This window comes from Qipengyuania sp. JB2-7 (genome assembly GCF_055693485.1).
Map to the genome: position 1 here is coordinate 364,586 of NZ_CM146335.1, position 18,111 is coordinate 382,696.

General features: G+C 56.1%; 17 protein-coding genes and 2 pseudogenes. 1 reads left to right on the forward strand and 18 read right to left on the reverse strand.

What is annotated here, in order from left to right; translation table 11 throughout:
* Window positions 1–10 precede the first annotated feature (10 nt).
* Window positions 11–821, forward strand: a pseudogene (gene xth, locus ACZ1GM_RS01745) (exodeoxyribonuclease III).
* Window positions 822–971: 150 nt separating this feature from the next.
* Here the strand turns inward: xth and ACZ1GM_RS01750 are convergent.
* The 18 genes and pseudogenes from ACZ1GM_RS01750 to hpf form a co-directional block, all read right to left on the reverse strand.
* Window positions 972–1,334 carry a TrbC/VirB2 family protein gene (locus tag ACZ1GM_RS01750; protein ID WP_472677490.1) on the reverse strand — a complete coding sequence of 121 codons (363 nt, stop codon included), beginning with the start codon at window positions 1,332–1,334 and terminating at the stop codon, window positions 972–974.
* Entirely contained in the window at window positions 1,331–1,633 is a 303-nt protein-coding gene (locus ACZ1GM_RS01755) for an ATPase, T2SS/T4P/T4SS family (RefSeq protein WP_472677491.1), read from the reverse strand. The genes ACZ1GM_RS01750 and ACZ1GM_RS01755 overlap by 4 nt, the downstream gene beginning before the upstream one ends.
* Window positions 1,590–2,354, reverse strand: a complete 765-nt coding sequence (locus ACZ1GM_RS01760) for an ATPase, T2SS/T4P/T4SS family (RefSeq protein WP_472677492.1) — start codon at window positions 2,352–2,354, stop codon at window positions 1,590–1,592. Before ACZ1GM_RS01760 ends, ACZ1GM_RS01755 begins: the two co-directional genes overlap by 44 nt.
* Entirely contained in the window at window positions 2,314–3,369 is a 1,056-nt protein-coding gene (locus ACZ1GM_RS01765) for a TrbI/VirB10 family protein (protein WP_472677493.1), read from the reverse strand. Before ACZ1GM_RS01765 ends, ACZ1GM_RS01760 begins: the two co-directional genes overlap by 41 nt.
* Window positions 3,362–4,069, reverse strand: a complete 708-nt coding sequence (locus tag ACZ1GM_RS01770) for a TrbG/VirB9 family P-type conjugative transfer protein (protein ID WP_472677494.1) — start codon at window positions 4,067–4,069, stop codon at window positions 3,362–3,364. The genes ACZ1GM_RS01765 and ACZ1GM_RS01770 overlap by 8 nt, the downstream gene beginning before the upstream one ends.
* Window positions 4,066–4,803, reverse strand: coding sequence for a VirB8 family type IV secretion system protein (locus tag ACZ1GM_RS01775; protein WP_472677495.1), 738 nt, complete (start codon window positions 4,801–4,803; stop codon window positions 4,066–4,068). Before ACZ1GM_RS01775 ends, ACZ1GM_RS01770 begins: the two co-directional genes overlap by 4 nt.
* Window positions 4,804–5,577: a type IV secretion system protein gene (locus tag ACZ1GM_RS01780; protein ID WP_472677496.1), complete on the reverse strand. Its 774-nt coding sequence runs from the start codon at window positions 5,575–5,577 to the stop codon at window positions 4,804–4,806.
* Window positions 5,561–5,995 (reverse strand): type IV secretion system protein, encoded by a 435-nt coding sequence (locus ACZ1GM_RS01785; RefSeq protein ID WP_472677497.1) that lies wholly within the window; start codon window positions 5,993–5,995, stop codon window positions 5,561–5,563. Before ACZ1GM_RS01785 ends, ACZ1GM_RS01780 begins: the two co-directional genes overlap by 17 nt.
* Window positions 5,996–8,372 (reverse strand): annotated as a pseudogene (locus ACZ1GM_RS01790) (VirB4 family type IV secretion/conjugal transfer ATPase).
* Entirely contained in the window at window positions 8,351–8,584 is a 234-nt protein-coding gene (locus tag ACZ1GM_RS01795; protein ID WP_472677498.1) for a VirB3 family type IV secretion system protein, read from the reverse strand. The pseudogene ACZ1GM_RS01790 and the gene ACZ1GM_RS01795 overlap by 22 nt, the downstream one beginning before the upstream one ends.
* Window positions 8,585–8,725: 141 nt before the next feature.
* Window positions 8,726–9,583 (reverse strand): hypothetical protein, encoded by an 858-nt coding sequence (locus ACZ1GM_RS01800; protein WP_472677499.1) that lies wholly within the window; start codon window positions 9,581–9,583, stop codon window positions 8,726–8,728.
* 49 nt (window positions 9,584–9,632) lie between these two features.
* Window positions 9,633–10,127, reverse strand: a complete 495-nt coding sequence (locus tag ACZ1GM_RS01805) for a hypothetical protein (protein ID WP_472677500.1) — start codon at window positions 10,125–10,127, stop codon at window positions 9,633–9,635.
* A 193-nt stretch (window positions 10,128–10,320) separates the two neighbouring features.
* Window positions 10,321–12,660, reverse strand: coding sequence for an RHS repeat-associated core domain-containing protein (locus tag ACZ1GM_RS01810; protein ID WP_472677501.1), 2,340 nt, complete (start codon window positions 12,658–12,660; stop codon window positions 10,321–10,323).
* Window positions 12,623–14,854: a hypothetical protein gene (locus tag ACZ1GM_RS01815; RefSeq protein ID WP_472677502.1), complete on the reverse strand. Its 2,232-nt coding sequence runs from the start codon at window positions 14,852–14,854 to the stop codon at window positions 12,623–12,625. Before ACZ1GM_RS01815 ends, ACZ1GM_RS01810 begins: the two co-directional genes overlap by 38 nt.
* 859 nt (window positions 14,855–15,713) lie before the next feature.
* Window positions 15,714–16,388: a cell wall hydrolase gene (locus ACZ1GM_RS01820; RefSeq protein ID WP_472677503.1), complete on the reverse strand. Its 675-nt coding sequence runs from the start codon at window positions 16,386–16,388 to the stop codon at window positions 15,714–15,716.
* A gap of 243 nt (window positions 16,389–16,631) precedes the next feature.
* Complete coding sequence (locus ACZ1GM_RS01825; RefSeq protein ID WP_472677504.1) at window positions 16,632–16,967, reverse strand: DUF1491 family protein; 336 nt, start codon at window positions 16,965–16,967, stop codon at window positions 16,632–16,634.
* A 22-nt stretch (window positions 16,968–16,989) separates the two neighbouring features.
* Window positions 16,990–17,436 (reverse strand): PaaI family thioesterase, encoded by a 447-nt coding sequence (locus tag ACZ1GM_RS01830; protein WP_472677505.1) that lies wholly within the window; start codon window positions 17,434–17,436, stop codon window positions 16,990–16,992.
* Window positions 17,437–17,465: 29 nt separating this feature from the next.
* Complete coding sequence (gene hpf, locus ACZ1GM_RS01835) at window positions 17,466–18,038, reverse strand: ribosome hibernation-promoting factor, HPF/YfiA family (RefSeq protein WP_472677506.1); 573 nt, start codon at window positions 18,036–18,038, stop codon at window positions 17,466–17,468.
* Between the last annotated feature and the right edge of the window lie 73 nt (window positions 18,039–18,111).

Here is an 18,111-nt window from a genome sequence, read left to right on the forward strand (position 1 = left end):
CAGCAAGCGTTTGAAAATCGCAACGTTCAACATCAATGGCATTAAGGCGCGACTTCCCCGTCTGAAAGAGTGGTTGGAAGAAACGCGTATCGTCAGTCGCGTGCCTTCAGGAAATCAAATCGGTTGATGAGAATTTCCCCGCATCGGAGCTGGAAGAGCTTGGCTATCATGTCCTTACACATGGTCAGAAGGCATTTAACGGCGTTGCCATTCTAACCGATGGCAAGGCCGGGTACGAACCGCCTCAAGAAGTCCAGCGCGGCCTTGGGATCGACGGCCCGAAAGAGGGTGAGGGTGAGCAAGCTCGCTATCTTGAGGTGGATGTCGTCCGTGAGGGGAGCGCCACGCGGGTAGTGTGCATATATCTGCCCAACGGAAACCCGCATCCCGGGCCAAAGTTTGACTACAAGCTCGCTTGGATGGAGAAATTGCGCGCGCGCATGGGTGCGATCTGGAGAGAGGAAGTACCGGCGGCGGTCGTCGGTGATTTCAACGTGATTCCTGAAGACAAGGATGTGTGGGCGACCAAGGCAATGGCCAGTGACGCGCTGATGCAGCCAGAGAGCCGTAACGCGTATAAGCAGCTATTGACCGAGGGCTGGACCGACGCCATCAACACTCTCAATCCACGCGGCGGCATCTGGACGTATTGGGACTATCAAGCAGGTGCCTGGCAACGCGATCACGGGTTTCGTATCGATCACCTGCTGCTGACGCCTGAACTCGCTGACCGGCTAACCGCAGCCGGGGTCGACAAGGACCATCGCGGCCGTGAAAAAGCGAGCGACCATGCGCCGGTTTGGGTGGAGCTGAGGGATTGAGTCAGCGCCCTTGGCAGCTTTAAAAGCGGACAGTCCGCAAACGACCCAATATCAGCCATAATCGCTAAGCACGTTGCTTGGCGAAAGCGTACGCAGTCTGCGCTGGCTCCTAAGGTCGTAAATGGATATGAACAAAATGGCCGGCTCGCCTCAATCCGTCCTCAATGAAGCCCCTGCATAGGGATCGTACTGCGCGGGCGGTAGGTCTGCCCGCGGATCGGGGCGATCGATCTGCACAGGCGTGATCACGGCTGGCTGAGGCTCGGATAGGCCTGACCAACTCGCACTAAAGCCTGCAGCTATGATCGGCGCGCCAAGCAACACGAAGCAACCGATCACAACCCGCAAGCCAATGCGTACAGGCAGACGGCCCGTCAGCATCATTAGGCCAATCATTGCCACCGCGAGCACGCAAAGGCCAACCGCGACGCTTCCCAAGAGCGTTCCAGAAATCCATTCGACCGAGCTTTCGAAGGGTGTGACAGAGCTCGCTGAAAAAGGAGCAGCGCTCACAGCCCGCTCTCCCGCACCATCAACTGGGTGACCTGGCGCTTCCCTTCGCGCCGTTCCAGCTGCACAAACACATCGACGCTCTCGCGCACGTAATGCCTGACGTCCTCGCGCGAGAGCTTTGACCCTGACTGCAAAACTAGCAAGGCTAGCTGCTCAATTGCACGCGACGGTGTATCTGCATGAATAGTGGTCATGGAACCGGGATGGCCGGTATTAACGGCGCGCAGGAAGGTGAATGCCTCATTCCCGCGTAGCTCACCCAGAATGATCCGGTCCGTACCGCATGCGTAGCGCGGCAATCAGCAGGTCTTCCGCGCTGACATCAGCTTCGGCCAGGTTGCCGCGTGCTGCGAGGAGACCGACTCCATTAGCGTGTTTGAGTTTAAGCTCTTCGGTATCCTCGATCAATATCAGCCGCTCATGTTCAGGTATCTCAGCGAGCAATGCGTTGAGGAAGGTCGTTTTCCCGGTTGAGGTCCCGCCAGCGACGAGGACGTTTTGCCGTTTTTTCACCGCCTTGCGCAGAGCTGCCTCGGCATTCTCAACGGCAACGCTGCGCCATTGCGGCTCATCTTTTGCCAGTGATTGGCCTTCTTTCAGCCCATCCAGCGCGCCACTTTCCACCCAATCCGCGAGCGACAAATCTGACGACACATGTCGGCGAATAGCGAAGGCATGCCCGCCGCGCGTCGCAGGTGGCGCGACGACTTGCACGCGCGATCCATCAGGAAGGCTCGCCGCAAGCAATGGCTGCGCGCGGCTAACACCCTGAGCCCCGGTGGCGGCAATTTGCCGGGCAAGCCGCTCCAGCAGAATCTCAGTTAGCGATGGTTCCTCGAAACGCTCGGTTCCACCGCCCAGACGTTCAATCCACACTTCACCCGGCTGATTGATCCAGATGTCAGTCACATCCTCGCGCTCGAGCCACGGCGCAAGTGGTGCCAAGAAGGAGTCGAGGTAGTATCCCGCCTCCATCGCCTCAGCGCTCGACGCTGGCAAAGTCGAGATCGCGCGCGACATAGACCGACACGCTCGTGCCATGCTTCACTTTGAGTGTTGGCCGTATCTCTTGCGGCTGGATTTGAGATACGTTTTGCGTGCTGCCAGGGAGCGCCACAATCACGCCGTCTGTCGCTTCGCGGGTTGCCACGCCAACGCCGATATCGAGCACAGATTGCAGTATCGCGCCGCCAAAGCGTTGGAAGAATTTGCTGTCCACTTTGCCTTTAACGCCTGCTTTGCCAAGCGGTCCGGAAGCAGGCGAGTCAAGCGCTATGGTCACTCCGTCTGGCCGGATCAGGCGTGTCCATTGAATTAGGGCGCGGTTCTGTCCACGTTCTAATTGTCCCTCATACTCGCCATGCAAACGGCTGCCGCGTGGGATCAGGATGTGGCTGCCATCAAAGCTGTAGATGTTACGCTGCACGAGCGCACGGGCTCCCCCTGCCTGGGTAGAGTCAAACGCGGTTTCGAGGACGGCGGGGATGATCGTACCCAGCGGAACGGTGAAAGATGGATTGGAAAGGCGGCCTGCGGAGATACGGTCCGCACTTTCGTCCTCACCTTCGTCCGTGGCGAATGCCGTCGCCGCTCTGCTGCGATCAAAGACAACCTCAGGCCGGCTGGCCTGCACGGTGAAAGGATCAGGCACTGGTGCGACCGGCGCAAATTGTTGCGGTGGAGGAGTGTAAGTCACCGGAGGCGGTGGAGGCGCGAGATTGCGCAAGGCAGGCGCTTCGCCTTGTGCATTAGGCTGTACAACACCCCGACGGTCCAATTGCGCTTCGGGGTCCAGAAAGCGCGGTGGCAATGCCGGCGCATCTGGCGCAGTGATCTGATTGCCGGTCACACTCGCGGGCAAGCTGGCGCGCGGCGCGTTTGCAGCCTCACGGCTGGCGCTCAGCGCTGTAAACAACCACGCGCCGCCCAGCAGCAAAATCGCGAGAAACGCCCATAGTCCCAGATTGTTGTTGCCACCTGTGGCCACCACAGGGCGGATGTCTTGCGGAGTATCGTCGGTTAGAGTGCTAGCCATCAGCCTGCTCCGGTGTTTTGTTGCGGCGGGCCGTGGCTTTTTCTTTATCGATGCGGAAGACGAGCCGTTCCCACACCCGATCAATCACAAATTGACCGCTGCGCATATGGCCATTGACCACCTGTTCCTTGCCCGATGGGCCAATCCCAAAGACAGCGGGTAACGCCTGGTCGGGCGCGAACTCGATTGTTGTGCGCTGACCATTATCGCTGATTGCGAAGGGACGCACTTCGCGGTCTCCTTTTAAGTGATAGCGCCAACGCTCGTTGCTCACCGGATCGCTTGGGGCAACGACGTCCAACGGCATGGATGGCGGGGCAAAGTCCATCTGCACGACATAGGCTGCCATCAGATCCTGCCCAGTACGAAGGGAGAAGCCATAGAAGCGTCGATCGGTCTGCACACGGACCCTGCCAAGCTCGCCAATGCGTTTGGGCACCAGCAGCAGGCCGTCGTTTTCCGCCGATACAGTCGCGGCAATGGCATTGCCATCATCAAGCTCAACACGTGTGATTTGCTCGCCTGGCTCCAGCACAATCGTCAATCCACTTGCGGGTAGTGCAGTAAGGAATATCTCCTGACCTTGCTCCCAACGCGCAGTTTGAATGCGCGGATTATCCGGTGACGGTTCAGGCACAATCTGAGCAGCGACAGGCGCACTGAGCCCAATCGCGCAAGCAATGGCGAAAATCAGCCTCATGGGGTCGCTTCCTGAATTGGTGCTCGCGTATCCGCCGCTTGTGCTGGCGCTGGATCAGGTAAGGTCTCTGCATCGCGGCGGTAGCGGGTGACTTGAAACCCGAGTGGATTAAGCAAGCGATCTGCTTCACTCATCGGCGCTTCGCTATAGCCAAAATTGATCACCGCCTGCCAATCCTGCGGCGGTCGAGGACGAGCGCCAGGATCAATCTGCTTCGTTTGGAACCGCACTAGCGAGCGGTCGGTGCCCAATGACGCAACGCTTTTTATCTCTGTACGAATTGTCCCGCCGCGCGGCACATAAGCCAATGGGCTCAAAGGACTATTGGCCTGCATCAACCCGACATAACGCTGGCGCGCATCACTGGCGCTCCACAGCGCAACCTTCTGATAGTCGCGGTCAAAGCTATCGGCATCGAAGCTCTCGCGTGCAATCACATATTGGACGAGGAAGGAACGCGTTAGCGCACTGTCAGCGGTGACGGTTTGGGCATCGAGCGGAGCCAGCGCTTCCACATTGCCAGTCTGGCGATCGACAAGCAGCGTGTAAGGCTCGACAGTCTTGAGCGGCAATAAAATGACTAAGGCGATTGCCAGCAGCAACGCAACCGCAGCCGATACGCAGGCGACAATCCAGGCGGTACGCCGCGAACGTTCCAGATCATCGGTCACGCTTTGCGCCCAACTATCCGCCACTTCGATCTCGGAAAGATCAATATTGTCATGCGCGGTCATCTATCGGCTATCCCTTTGCTGCGCGGCGCCCGAACTGCGCTGACTGGTCCGGCGATAAGAGCTGCCAAGGCGCGGCGGTTGCGATGACGCGGGCATTTTTGCTGACCGTCCAGAGGTCGCACCGCTACTGCCCGCGCCCCGCTCATAATCGAGGCGTCTAAGCTTGGTCTGTTCTTCACGCCGAAGAACACTTTCAACGCTTCCCGAAATCCGTTCGGCGCGATTACCTGCTACTACTGCTGTTTGCGGTGCGCCAAAGCTTTGTACGGGCAGGTTGGGTAACGACACGGCAAGCTCGCGCATCTCCTGCCACCCGCGTGTGAAGGCGACTTTGCCAAGCAGCCAGACCATACCAACCAACACGGCGGCAAAAGCCAGGGTCATCGCGAACAGTTCGATGGGGGCGGAGGGCGTTGCATACCCCAACGCACGGACACGCAACACGTCGGTCAGCCATGGTCCGAGTATCGCCATCTCAATGGCAAGAACAATACTCGCTCCAAGCGTGCCCACCAAAGTCAACACTAAGCCGCGCAGCCAGCCTGAGAAGAGGCCCCGTGTTGCGCCGAAGAGCAGCAATCCCGCAGCCAGCGGCGCGAGCGCCAGCAAAAGGCCGGCGGCAAGTCTGAGCAAAGCAAGCGAGGCGATTACGCCTGCCAGAAACACCAGCCTTGCCGACCCAAAGGCGTTCTCATCACGCAGCGCGCTGCCAGCAAACGTTCCGCCCAAACTATCGCCTTCAATGAGCGCGCCATTGTTACGGTACGGTGCCAATTTCGGTCAGTTCAACCAGCGCGCTATCGGTCGCTTGCAAGCGCTGGGTAAAGCTCTGGCCTACCTCGCCGATCGAAGGCGAGGCAATTGCTGCTGCAATCTGCGCTGGCCCATCCAAAACCACGTCATGTACCAGCACTTTCCAGGCGGGCCAGGAAAAGGCCAGCGTCAACACAATTCCGATTTTCAGGACATCATAGACTGTATCGCGAGCGCCTGGAGACGGCCCGAAGAGCAGCCGAAGTGCAAACAGCGCAATAAAGAGTGTGAGCAGACCGGTCATCACGGTCGCGGCGAGCGATCCCGGTTCTGCGAGCGACTGATAGCCGAACGTGCCCAATGCACGCGATTGGCAATCTATGTGCTCCAACGCGCGTGGCAAAAACTCACTGCCAGTCAAGATTTGCGGGCACGCCATCTAGGCGGCTCTTTCTAGTAGAGGCTTCATCCATTTGGCCGGATCATCGCCGGTTTCCACAACCAGCTCGTCGTAGAGCCGCACGGTCGCCTCGCGTCCGGAGAGGATCGTCAGCAATTCCTGCTCGCCAGTGAGATCAAGCCGGGCGACCACGCTTTCGTTGCCATGGCGGATTAAGAAGCAATGCGAACTGTCAGGCAATGTGCGCACTCAGGTCATACTCATGCTTCGAAAGCCCAAAGCCATTTATGTAATCCTCAGCACGCGCTTTTGGATTGATCATAAATATCTGGGTTGCCGCCTGCTCAATGATAGCACTCGCAATCGTGCTTTCGAGCGCATCCTGCGCGCTTTGTGTGGCAAAGCCGACAATCCCGTTTTTCTTGCGGATCGTCTTTTCCCAATCGCGAATGCGCCGAACGAAAATATCATCGTCGAGCGCCTTCCATCCCTCATCGACCACAATGATCGCGGGCGTACCATCCAATCGCTGCTCAACCCGGTGGAAGAAATAGAGCATAGCCGGGGTCCGCAAAGCCGGATCGTCAAGGATCGCGGTCATATCGAAGCCGACTGTTTCTTGAGAAAGATCGGTTGTGTCGACTTCATTGTCGAACAGCCACGCACGCTCACCATCACCCCACCACGGTTTCATCCGCGCATACAAATCACCAATGCGCGGGCGATCACCACCGCGGAATAGCTCGACCAGATAACGCAAGCGACGACGCGCTTTAGGCTGGTGAAAATTGGTCTCAATCGCATCACGAATACGGTCGAGCTCGTCTCCGTCAGCGCCTCCGGCCAGCAATTGCAGCCATTCGATCAAGAAGGCTCGGTTCGCGGGCGTGTCGTCAAGCTGGAGCGGATTAAGCCCGGAAGCCTCGCCAGGGCACAAGCGATCATAAGAGCCGCCAATGGCGCGGATAAACAGTTCAGCGCCCCGATCTTTGTCGAAGAAAATAGTACGCGGGCGATATTTGCGCGCCTGCGCAAGCAGAAAGCCTAGGACCACGGTCTTGCCAGAACCCGACGGGCCAATCACCGTGAAATTGCCCAAATCCTTCTGGTGGAAATTGAAGAAATAGGGACCTGCAGCAGTTGTCTCAAACAGGGTAACGGCGTCGCCCCAATGATTGGCGCGCTCGCGACCAACCGGGAAGTTGTGCAGGCTGGCCAGCCCCGCGAAATTGGTCGTCGAAACCAGACCGCGCCTCGCGATATACCGGAAGTTCCCCGGAAACTGTGCCCAAAATGTTGGCTCCAACGCGATGTCCTCGCGCACCGCATTAATGCCAAGGTCTGCCATCAATGCGATCACCTCAGCAACATTGGTATCCAATTGCTTGAGGCTATCGGCATGCACAGCAACCGTCGTGTGATGCTCGCCAAAGCCCGCGCGACCCGCCGCCACTTCATCCTTGGCCACCGCCAGCTCATCGCGCAGCGACAGTGCTTCGTCTTCGGCTGACTGCATGCGCCGCAGCGCCAGGTTCATTTTGCCGAGCGCCTCGCGGCGTTCCACAAACGCAAAGCTCTGGCTGACATTAAGCTCAAACGGTAGCCGATACAGCTCATCAAACATGCCCGGCATGGTCCGGTTCGGCCAATCCTTGATCGATACCAGCGCCACGAACCGGCGACCTAAATTGCCGTTGGGCGCAAGCTCAACGGTGTCTTGGCCAAAGCTCACCCGCCGCGCTGGAATATGGTGACCCAGATCGCCATGCGGGGTGACAACCGGACTCATATCAGCATTGAAGAGATAGGAGAGAAACTCGAGCGGCTCTGATCGTACGCCATCGCTGCTTTCATAGCGTGAGAGCACATGCGGATCATAGCGCCCCAGCGCCGCAACCAGCGCCTCGCGCGCATTGTCCAGCGCATGCTTCTCGACCGCGATATGCGCGGCATTGCCGCCAGTCGATTTGGCAAAGAAGCCGCGCAGCCTATCCGTAAAACCCATCCGCCCTTGGGTGGGTCTGCGAACAATCGTCAGAAACAGCTCGTTGACGTAGAGTTCTTTACGCCCCAACCGTGTGCGCCAGCGCTCATCGAGCTTCTTCGAAAAAGCATCGGGCCAATCCGCATCAAGCGACGTCTCCGCCCGTCGCCGCACCACATGATGGTAGAGCGCATAGCGCGATGACCCCAGCGCGCGCAGCATCGCATCGCGTAGCTCGGCGCGATAATTGAGTTCATCACTATCAGCAGTTTCAAACAACAAACCGCCAACCCGGATAGTCTGCATTAACAAACCATCGCGCGTTTCAATCGTCACATCATCCAGATGCCGCGCATATGGCAGGTGTGCTCCAACCGGAGCCTCGCGCGCCATCACGCGTCTATCACGGGTCAGGGCCGGTAGGAGTTGCATCGCCACAGATTGTAATTCTTGATACGTGGGCAGGTGCGCACGCGTGTGATCCAAAGGTCGAAGAAACGCGGTTCGCGCAGACACAGCAAAGCGCCAATCCCGTGCAGCACCAACGCAACAAGCAAGATCCACCAAGAGCGGAAGATCAGAAACAGCTCAACCGTAATCACCACATTGATGATGAAGAATGTATAGGTGACACCAGCGAACATTTGCGTACCGCGTAAGGCCGGTAAACAATGTTGTGCTGTTTAGCTCGTCGCTAATTGGATGTCCCCGAATCGACCCTTTCAAGCTTTAGGAAGCTAACTGAAAGATCCAAGCGCTGCGATTCAAAACTCGGCTTGCTTTGGCTATTCATTCCAAACCTTGATCGACAGATATGGCTTGCCCCAGCTATTGCTGCCCAATGTCTTCGGTTGGGCGCTCCAAGCGCTCACCCTAAATGCATCACCGGGAACGACAGCAATTACCCCTGTGGATACGATAGCAGTACTGTAATAATCGTTACCGCCTTGCCGGGCTATAGTCCCGCCATTCTTACGTATTGAGACTGAAAAGCTTCCTGTATGATCTCCAGAGACACCGGTAGATGCCACGATCTCAGCACGATTGACACCAGAGGGAATAACGAACGAGTAGTTCGAGGAGCCGCCCCATAGGCCCGGCAGCCCGGAGAACTCTAAATTATTAAATTCGACCGTGTCATGCGTAGACGTCGCCAGGGTTTGCGAGCCAGACATAGAAACGCGCGCGCTAATAATACCAGTGCCCCCGCCGCCGCCGCCAGTTCCGCTTGTCGCGGCGGTTATGCGACCCTTGGAATCAACAGAGATATTTGGGTTAATATAGCTGCCAGCTACTACGCCGGTATCAGCAAGTGTAGTTGCAGTGCCTCCAGATGTGGTCACGTCACCAGTGAGGTTCCCTCCAGTAACGACTTTGTCAGCGCTAAATACCGCGACTTCACCGGCCTGCGGCGCGCCCGATTGCTTGACCGAGTTGTCCGCCGCGTCATCCGCACACTGAGCCACCGCATTGAAGTTATCCATTACCTCTGTGGCGTCAGCAACTTCGCCATTGCTGAGTACGTGAGGGACGGGGCATTCAGCTAGGGCAGGTGATGATGGAATGGCAAGCAGAGGCAAAAACAAAAAAACAAAATGTCTAGAAACAATCATGAAAAACTCCCGATAATCGTTCGATCCCATTCCAAAATTCTTAGTTGACCGATAACTAGTTCAGCGCTGCCAAAGAGAGCTAAAATGCGATTCTGTATTCGATTGACTTGTCGCTGTCGTCACTATCAACGATGCACGATTTTGAAAAATCAAGATCGTATACTTTGAGTGAGTAGTCACATGACCCCAAAATCGCCCACCATTTTTTACACAATAATTCGGATGAAAGTAGAGCAACGCCTCGTGATACCCATGGCTCAAAAAGAACAAGAACTTCGTTTAACTGCTGAGAACTCAAGAAACGGTGGACTGCACTTCCTTCAATTGCAGCTCCGATTGGGATAAATCCTTGAGTAGACTCTCCTCTTAAAGCCTTTGGGAAATCAAGGTACTTGTATGACGCTAGGCGTTTTACTGCGATTGATTCTGCGTCATTAAGAAGGCGCATGTTGTCAGAAACACCATTTGGAAGAGACTCGGCCATTTCGCGCAACGATCTCGCTCTGACGAGCTTCGATTGACGGTTTATACGGTCAAGGATTTCGATGTCTGAATTGCTGTGCTGCTCAGTCATTGATGTTCGCCTTACCCTTACCGTTGTTCTTGAGCTTTGGCTGTCCATACCGACCGAAAGGCTCCTTCTCCTTTAGTCGGCCAGCCTCCATTCCAGCTGGATGGCCAGGCCCATTATTTCTATCGAGGGTTCCGTCTGCCACTCCAGATGGACGACCGTCCGCTCCGTCTACCGCCTGTCCGCGAGGACCACCTCAGCCGTCAGAAGTATTCTTGCCTGACCTCGACGTAGGTATCTGAGGTCTAGCGTTTCTCTTCGCTTGGCGAGCCGCGCGCCGCTTTGCACGACTACGAGCAATCGCCTTTCCAACCCCCTTCAAGGCTTCTCCGCCTAACTTACCACCCGGCCCCACGCCCAGCGCAAACAATCCCACGTCCCACGGATCGATGCAGAATATTCCGTTGGGATCATAGCCAGCATTGCGGGCATTGATCTCTCCGAGTGCGTCACCGACCCCTGCGATCGGCGCAAACTGTCCGTGTCCGAGCCAATCCAGTGGAGACAGCCCATCCGGATCGATCATATTGACCGGATTGTTGAGAGCATAGACGTAGCTGTTGGCGCCTCCACCAAGGCCGATAGGATCGGCTTGGATATAGCGGCCGGTGACGGGGTCGTAGTCGCGGTAGCGGTTGTAATAGAGGTCCGAGAAGATGCGGCTCTGGCCCGGAAAGCCGGGGAGCTGATAATCGCCAGACAGCGGCACGGTGTTGCCCTGATCATCGCTGACCACAGTGGGCACGCCCAGATGATTGCCATGGACCCAGATCAGCTGGATATTGGCGTTTACATCAGGCGTTGCGACCGCCAGCGGCATATAGCCACCCAGACCATCATCGCCGCCATACGTGCCAGTCCCCGCACCAACCTCTGGCAAGGCCCAGATAAACTCCGCCCATACATCACCCGCTGAGCCACCATATTCTCCGATTACCCGGCCACCAGCATCATAGACAAAGTGCCGCGTGCCCGTGGTGGGCTTGGTCATCGATACCCGGACATCGAGGCCGTTATAGACGTAGCTCTGCGCGCCGACGTTAGAGCGGTCATAGCTGATCAGCCGACCATAGCCATCATAGCCCGCCGCAACCGTAACCCCGCCGGGGCGGCTCTCGCTGAGCATATTGCCGCGCCCGTCATAGGTGTAACTGCGCGTGCCCGCATTTTGCGTGAACGAGGCCAGCTGGTTCGTGCCAGACGTATAGCTATAGGCGTGATTGTCGTTGCTTGCCGGGCCAGCCATCACTGATAAGTTCAGCCGCCCATTCGCATCATACCCCATCAGCTGAGACCTGGACGGATCAAGCTCATCGGTGATCCCGCCGATATTGTCTTCCGCCGTATAGCGATAGGTCAGGTGCGAGTAGCTGGTGTCGTCAGAGACGCGATAGAGCCGCCGCGATGCCAGCCGCCCGTCATTGCCGCGATCATTGGCGACCGCCAGGCCATTGCCCAGCTGCACCGACGCCACAGGGCCAAAGGGCTCGTAGCCATAATTACTTGATACAAACGTCCAGGTCGGGATGGACGCGGAGGCACGCGTCTGCACGCTCGCCACGCGCCCCTTGCTGTCATATCCATATTGCACCTGACGCCCGGAGGGATAGGTGATCTGCGTGATCCGGTCCGCGAGATCATAGGTATATTCAAGCTGCGCAGTGGCGCTGGACCCGATGCTTTGCTGCTTTGCGGTCAGATTGCCGCGATGATCGTATGCAAACAGAGTCGTGCCTGTGCCATCGATCATGCTGGTAAGGCGTCCGATGGAGTAGGAACCGGGGAGGCCGCCCGTATCATAGGCATAGGTGATGATTTCAGAGGCAGGTCGACCTTCCGGCGCCTTACTCACAATCCGTCCCAGCACATCATAGGTGTAGTCGATCACTTGTCCGCGGCCATCCGCCGATTGGATCATGCGGCCAGCAGCATCATAGGAGTAGGTGTTCGTGCCGCGATCTGGGGAGACTTCCTGAATAACCTCTCCAAAGCCGTTATGGACAAACTGGGTCGCGACCGAGATCGGATCAGTATAGCCAACCATATTGTCGCGGTCGTCATAGGCCATCGCGCTGCTGCCGCCATCAGGCGCAACAGTACTGACCAAACGATCCAGCGCGTCGAAGGCAGCTGTGGTCTCATTACCAGCAGGGGTTATAGATGAAGTAATATTGCCGACCTTGTCGTAAGCGAGACGAGAGGTTTTGCGCAGGCCGGTCGTCTCGCGGATCAGTCGACCCAACTCGTCAAACCTGCGCGCGATGTATCTGGCAGTTGACCCGTCGCCACGCAGTGTTGTCTCACGCGTGACATTGCCCGCCGTGTCATAGACATAGTCCATTCTCTCGCCACTTGCGGTGTGGATGGCGATAACACGACCCGCATCATCGTAATCCATATTGAGCGGATCAGTGGCGGGCAGTGTGATCTGCGTGAGTTGACCAATCGCATCGTATGTCATTGTCGTGACTGCGTTGAGCGCCGGATTCGTTGGATGCTCAACTGTTACGCTGGTCGCACTGGTCGAGTTCGTCATATGCGTATGATGTAACCTGACCATTAGCATCGGTCATCGTTCCGGGGCGACCATTAGCGTCATATCCTCCATATGTCGTGACATGCCCCAGGCCGTTTGTGCTGGTCAGGAGATTACCCGCTGCATCGTAAGTGAAAGTGGCTATGTCATCCTCGCCCTGGCCGTTCGGTGCCAGTGGCCCGTTCACCGATAGCAGCCGACCATTGGCGTCCCAGCTATAGGTCAAGGTGCGGGTTTGTCCGTTGGTCGAATATGGCACCGAGTGCGTGGTCGTATCAGTATGCGTGACCGACTGCAGGCGACCTTGCGCGTCATAGCTGCGCGTTTCGGTCAGACCATCGCGAACGATTTGTGTCGCAACATTGTAAGTCGGATGCCACGTGATCGTCGTTGGTCGCGCTTCGGGTGTGCCGGAGCCTTCGACAATCGACAAAGGGCGTCCGCGGCTGTCGCGCGTGGTGGTGACTAGGTTGCCCTCGGCATCAGTCTGACTGGCAATGAAAGTCCCGCCGCCATAGCTGATCGATGTCGTACTCGCCGGGGTCTCGGCGCTCGCTTGGCCTGCAATTGAGGAAAGCCGGTAACCCCCTGAGTGCGGGGAAAACGCGAAGTTCTCTTGTTTGCCCAGAGGCGTAGTCACATTGCGGGTACGCGTACTACCGGCATACCCATATTGGACCGTGTGGAGATTGGTACGATCGGCACCCTCGCTTGAGACCACCCGCGCTTTGCTGTCATATACGTACTTGCTTACGCGCACGCCGCGATGATCGACGACACCGGTTAGAAGCTTTGGAAACTTCTCATCTTCATGCAGATAGGTGACAGAGTCGAGAACATCTCCGTTCGCATCACGCCGCTGTACCGAAGCCAAGTAAGGGTGTCCCGCATATCTGACAATTCGATAACCCACACCATTGCTCGGCCCGCCAACAGAAGACCCTCCGGTGAACTTGCGTGTCCCGATGGGCGTGCTCCCGTCGCCAACAACTTTGAGGCCAACATTGTAGTCGAGCGAAGTTCCATCTGGCAGGTTGATTGACTTGATCGACGATGGTATCGGGCTCGCCCCTGCTGGCGGGTTGCTAAGTGTCGAAATATCATATTTGTGCCAGACAAATGAAGCGCTACGTCCGAAGCTGTCGGTCATCGAAACCAAGCTGCTGTCGCTATCGTAAGTGAACGTCTGCGTGTACCCGTCCCGGGCCACCATGGCAGTTTGCCACCCCCTCAGATATGGACCGCCATTCGCACCGTTTTGCGTCACAAGCGTCCAGACCGTATCGTCCGCATCGGTGAGCTGCCATGTGGTCTGAGTAGTTCTTAAGTCTGAAAGATTTGGCGGCAGAGCACCCACAAACTCAAGCTTGAGCTTGCCATATGAGCGCACGGGGCCGCCCGAGGTATCTTCAATCCAGTCTCCGCTAGAGTTCAGCTTAAATCCGTAGCCAGTTCCGTCTGGCAAAAGTATCGCAACTGTCGCATCGGGGTTCGATGGAGAACCTGATGTAACCCCAAGCTGAATCTCGCGGTTGAAGTTGAAATTCCATCCGTTGAGCAGTCCTCGCTGAGTCGAGCGGGGCAAGACGTTGCCTTGTATACGTTTGCCGACTTGGAAGCTGCGATACTGACGTCCAATCGTAAATTGACCGTCGGCGCTCGCATAGTCAGATGCCTCAAGCGCCTTTGCACCGGTGGACAGAATGATGGGATTGCCAACAGCCGGGTTGAGCTTGCCATCCTCATCACAAATGCAAATCTCGCCTTCGCGTGACGGACTAGTTCTGCAATAACCATCAACGGTAGGAGTACTGCCGCTGGGACAGCGAATAACTACATAACTGGGAAGAATTGTTCCGCAGTTCAGACCTGCGCCGGTTTCTTCGGGGCATAAATACTGAAAGCTAGTCCATTTGCAGCTATGACGACGCCAATCATCTTCATACGGCACTGACCCGATGAACCGACTGTAACCATTGTCCATGTATCTGCGCCACTGCGCTTCGCAGGCCTCGTAGGGCGTATCGAACACAACGTATTGGTTGGTCGCAGTGTACCAGCCGATTGGCTCCACCTCGTCCTGCGCCTGCGCAGTCGCAGAAAACATCAAGCCCAATAGTGCGATGGCTTGGAATAGAAAACGCGCGACGCTCGATAGACTTGAGATCACTACGAAACCCAACCGAAAAATCACTGGTTATTGCCCTCCGAGACAGAGCAAACTGTCAAATGAACGCTCAGATACATCAAGGCTGCCAAGCGAAGCACCCAAAGGAACCTGCGCCCCACAATGTCTGAGCGGAGTCGACTTGGCTGGCAGATTGCGTCGCCCGGTTGCCGTTCTGGTCAAATGTAAATGCGATGCATTGGCCGTCGGTAACGAGCGAACTCATGAGAAACTGGCTGACCTGCGGTGCCACGTAAACGAAAGAACTCGCTCTCGCAGATGAAGGCGCAGTCGTAAGCGTGCCCACAACAAATGCAGACGCTAAAGCCACCCTAGAAGCTTTGGAAATTTGCAACTTTCCCATGATGCCTCAAAACCCCTATCGCTGATGCTTTCAGTCGAATCGACTATCTACTATGCGTTTTTTTGATAGAGTTATTGTTCCACGTACTGCAAGTCCCTACCTCTGAATTTGCCAGAGAATATAAAAAAAGTTCAGGTACACTGTCGCAAACATACTATTGATCAGGCTTTCCCTCACTTGACGGACCGCTAAGCGTACTTTTTCACATTTCTGTATTAGATGAGTTATGCACAGAGTTGTCGTCATATGTGAGAAGCAGAACAGTATTAAGGCTATTCAACACTGACCATTTTTTGTAGCCGACCCTGCGGCGAGACCTTCACCCAGTCAGGCAAGCAGTACGTCGTTTCAAAAGCCGCCATTCCGCTTTCCATCCCAAAGGCGGTCATTTAGTTGCTGCGATGAGTCATCCGAAACCGGACGCATCCGTCATTTTACGTGGAATCAGCAGTCTACAGACATCACGGACAAAGATTATCCGAAGGGGCTGCCGCGACTAGCGCCCGGTTTGACGGCTCAAACTCACCGATAGAAGATATGCGTGTTGATCGCGGTGCGGCGTTGTTTCTTGCGGCTCCAGTTGGGACGTACATATTTTGCATGGAAATATAGCGAGTCTGCAGCAGCACTATCCCACAGGCCCTGGTGCGCGATGCGGGCAACAGCCTTGGCTTTGCGCCACGCTTTGCTGCCCTGTTTGATGCGTGGCATGCGGCCGTTCTTCACAAAGCTGAACTGCGCACGCTGATACACAACACCGCAATAGCTGTCGGGGAAACGGGTCGAATCCGCCCGGTTCACGACAACCTGAGCAACGGCCAACTGTCCAGCAAGCGGCTCGCCGCGCGATTCAAAATAGACCGCACCCGCAAGGCATTGGAGTTCATCGGAAAGCTCGCCAGATGCTGGTATCGCTTTGACCAGATCGCTCAGGCTTGCCGCCGCTGGAGTGGCCTCCAGCGCGCCGAGCTCTTCGCCGACAGTTTCTGGGAGAGGTTGAACGACTTCGTTCTCAACGAAAACGGGCATGATGTCTTCGGTGGATTCAGCAGAGGTAATCACAGCTGGTGCCTCAGCCGCAAGAGTTACAGCGTCTACGTCCTGCGCCACAGCATCGGAACCTTCGCCATTGGCTATGACGAAAGTTAGGGTCGCGGCAATAGCAGCCGCGGTAGCGGTCGTGGTCTTACGAACCATGTAAGTGTTAACTCAGTGCGGTGAATGGAGACGCTTCAGACAATCATGTCATCAGATAATCATATCTCAAGCGGCGATCGCAGGCGTTCAATTAACGCGTCATCTGCAAAGTCGACTTATGCCTGTCGTCCATTCTCCGTCTGCGCGCCAGCGATATGACCGTATTGCCAAATAGACTGTCTGCGCTTCAAAGTTGGTTGGGGCAAATAGTCTCAAGTGTGACTATGTCAACCGAAACAGGGCTTATCCGTTAACCTCAGGGATGAACCGTTCTGGATTTGCGACTTCCAGCTCAACCAGCCAAGTGTCAGGATCCTGGGTCGTTCTCCGGGTGCAATATTCAGAGAAATATCTAGGATTTTCAATATCTTCCTCTTTCGAACAAATGAAAGCGCGGGAACCATCCAATTGCGGCATGCGCTCCCATAGCCTTGCATTTTTGTCACGCTCGCGTGTGACAATAAGAATCACCCCTGCGTCCCGTTCACCTTTGGAAAGGACCATGGCGAAGCCGCCATCCGCCTCTACGGCGCGGATAATGCCGCTGATTTCGACGTGAGCTGGTAGGCGGGAATCCATCCTTGGGGTGCTTTTTCGCGGTCTAGCCGCGATACCCTTCAAGGCCAGACAAGGCGATGTGGCTGCGCATGAACGTTCCGGTCCCCTGGCCGATCTCATCGCCTTCTTCGTCAATCAGGCGCGATTCGGCGACAAACACACGTTTTCGGCCAGAAACCCACTTGCCCTCGGCAATGACAACCCCGGTCTTCACTGGCTTTGTAAAGTTCAGGTTGAACGATGTGGTGAGCAAAAACCGGTCTGTCGATAATGTATTGGCCGCATAGAATGCGGCGTCGTCGAGCATCTTGAAATAGATCGTACCGTGAGCAGCGCCAGCGGCGTGATAGCTTTTCTCCGTAACCTGAAAAGTCAGGCGAGAGTGACCTTCGCTCACGATCTCCAGCTCGGAATCGAACAGCGCGTTAACCGGCGCAGCAGCATAAAGCCGCTCCAGCGCGCGATAATGCAACTCCGCACCCTTAGCCATGTCTGTTTGTCCGTCGTTCTTGATGGGGCCTAGCGCGGCTCAACCCAACCGACCGAGCCATCGCGTCTGCGATAGACCATATTATGCCGACCTGAGACTGAATTTTTAAAGAACAGTGCTCCGGTATCGCGCAAGTCCAGCATCATCACTGCATCCGCGACACTTGTTTCCGGGATGTCAGCCGTTGTTTCAGCGATAATAGGCGGGCCGCCGTCGGCAACCTCTTCTTCGATTTCCTCTGCCTCGGGAGCTGCAAACACCCGGTAAGCCGCCTCTTCCTCAGCCGCTGCATGGGCCATTTGCGAATGATGGTCTTGAACCCGGCGCTTATATCGGCGCAGTTGCTTGTCAATCTTCTCCGCCGCCCGATCAAAGCACTGATGTACGTCATGCGCATCGCCATGACTTTTGAGGATAAGCCCTTTGTTAACATGAGTCACAATGTCGCTGGTAAAGGATCCGCCCGGTCCTTTGCCAAATGTCACATGGCTGGAAAGCGCCCTACTGAAGTATTTCTCGACCATGCCGTTCAATCGATCGGAAACATACTCCTGCAAAGCTTCGCCAGTGTCGATCTGGTGTCCCGAGACGCGGATATCCATGGGCGTTGTCCTCCTTGTTGTCGCGCTGTACTCATAAAGATCGATCTAACAGCACGTGAATTCAATACCTTAC

What these genes read in the sequence shown, in the direction of transcription:
- ACZ1GM_RS01775 (WP_472677495.1), bottom strand. Translation starts at nt 4,803, where the DNA reads ATGACCGCGCATGACAATATTGATCTTTCCGAGATCGAAGTGGCGGAT.
- ACZ1GM_RS01830 (WP_472677505.1), bottom strand. Translation starts at nt 17,436, where the DNA reads ATGGCTAAGGGTGCGGAGTTGCATTATCGCGCGCTGGAGCGGCTTTAT.
- ACZ1GM_RS01810 (WP_472677501.1), bottom strand. Translation starts at nt 12,660, where the DNA reads ATGACGAACTCGACCAGTGCGACCAGCGTAACAGTTGAGCATCCAACG.
- hpf (WP_472677506.1), bottom strand. Translation starts at nt 18,038, where the DNA reads ATGGATATCCGCGTCTCGGGACACCAGATCGACACTGGCGAAGCTTTG.
- ACZ1GM_RS01825 (WP_472677504.1), bottom strand. Translation starts at nt 16,967, where the DNA reads ATGGATTCCCGCCTACCAGCTCACGTCGAAATCAGCGGCATTATCCGC.
- ACZ1GM_RS01760 (WP_472677492.1), bottom strand. Translation starts at nt 2,354, where the DNA reads ATGTCGCGCGCGATCTCGACTTTGCCAGCGTCGAGCGCTGAGGCGATG.
- ACZ1GM_RS01765 (WP_472677493.1), bottom strand. Translation starts at nt 3,369, where the DNA reads ATGGCTAGCACTCTAACCGACGATACTCCGCAAGACATCCGCCCTGTG.
- ACZ1GM_RS01785 (WP_472677497.1), bottom strand. Translation starts at nt 5,995, where the DNA reads ATGGCGTGCCCGCAAATCTTGACTGGCAGTGAGTTTTTGCCACGCGCG.
- ACZ1GM_RS01770 (WP_472677494.1), bottom strand. Translation starts at nt 4,069, where the DNA reads ATGAGGCTGATTTTCGCCATTGCTTGCGCGATTGGGCTCAGTGCGCCT.
- ACZ1GM_RS01800 (WP_472677499.1), bottom strand. Translation starts at nt 9,583, where the DNA reads ATGGGATCGAACGATTATCGGGAGTTTTTCATGATTGTTTCTAGACAT.
- ACZ1GM_RS01805 (WP_472677500.1), bottom strand. Translation starts at nt 10,127, where the DNA reads ATGACTGAGCAGCACAGCAATTCAGACATCGAAATCCTTGACCGTATA.
- ACZ1GM_RS01795 (WP_472677498.1), bottom strand. Translation starts at nt 8,584, where the DNA reads ATGTTCGCTGGTGTCACCTATACATTCTTCATCATCAATGTGGTGATT.
- ACZ1GM_RS01820 (WP_472677503.1), bottom strand. Translation starts at nt 16,388, where the DNA reads ATGGTTCGTAAGACCACGACCGCTACCGCGGCTGCTATTGCCGCGACC.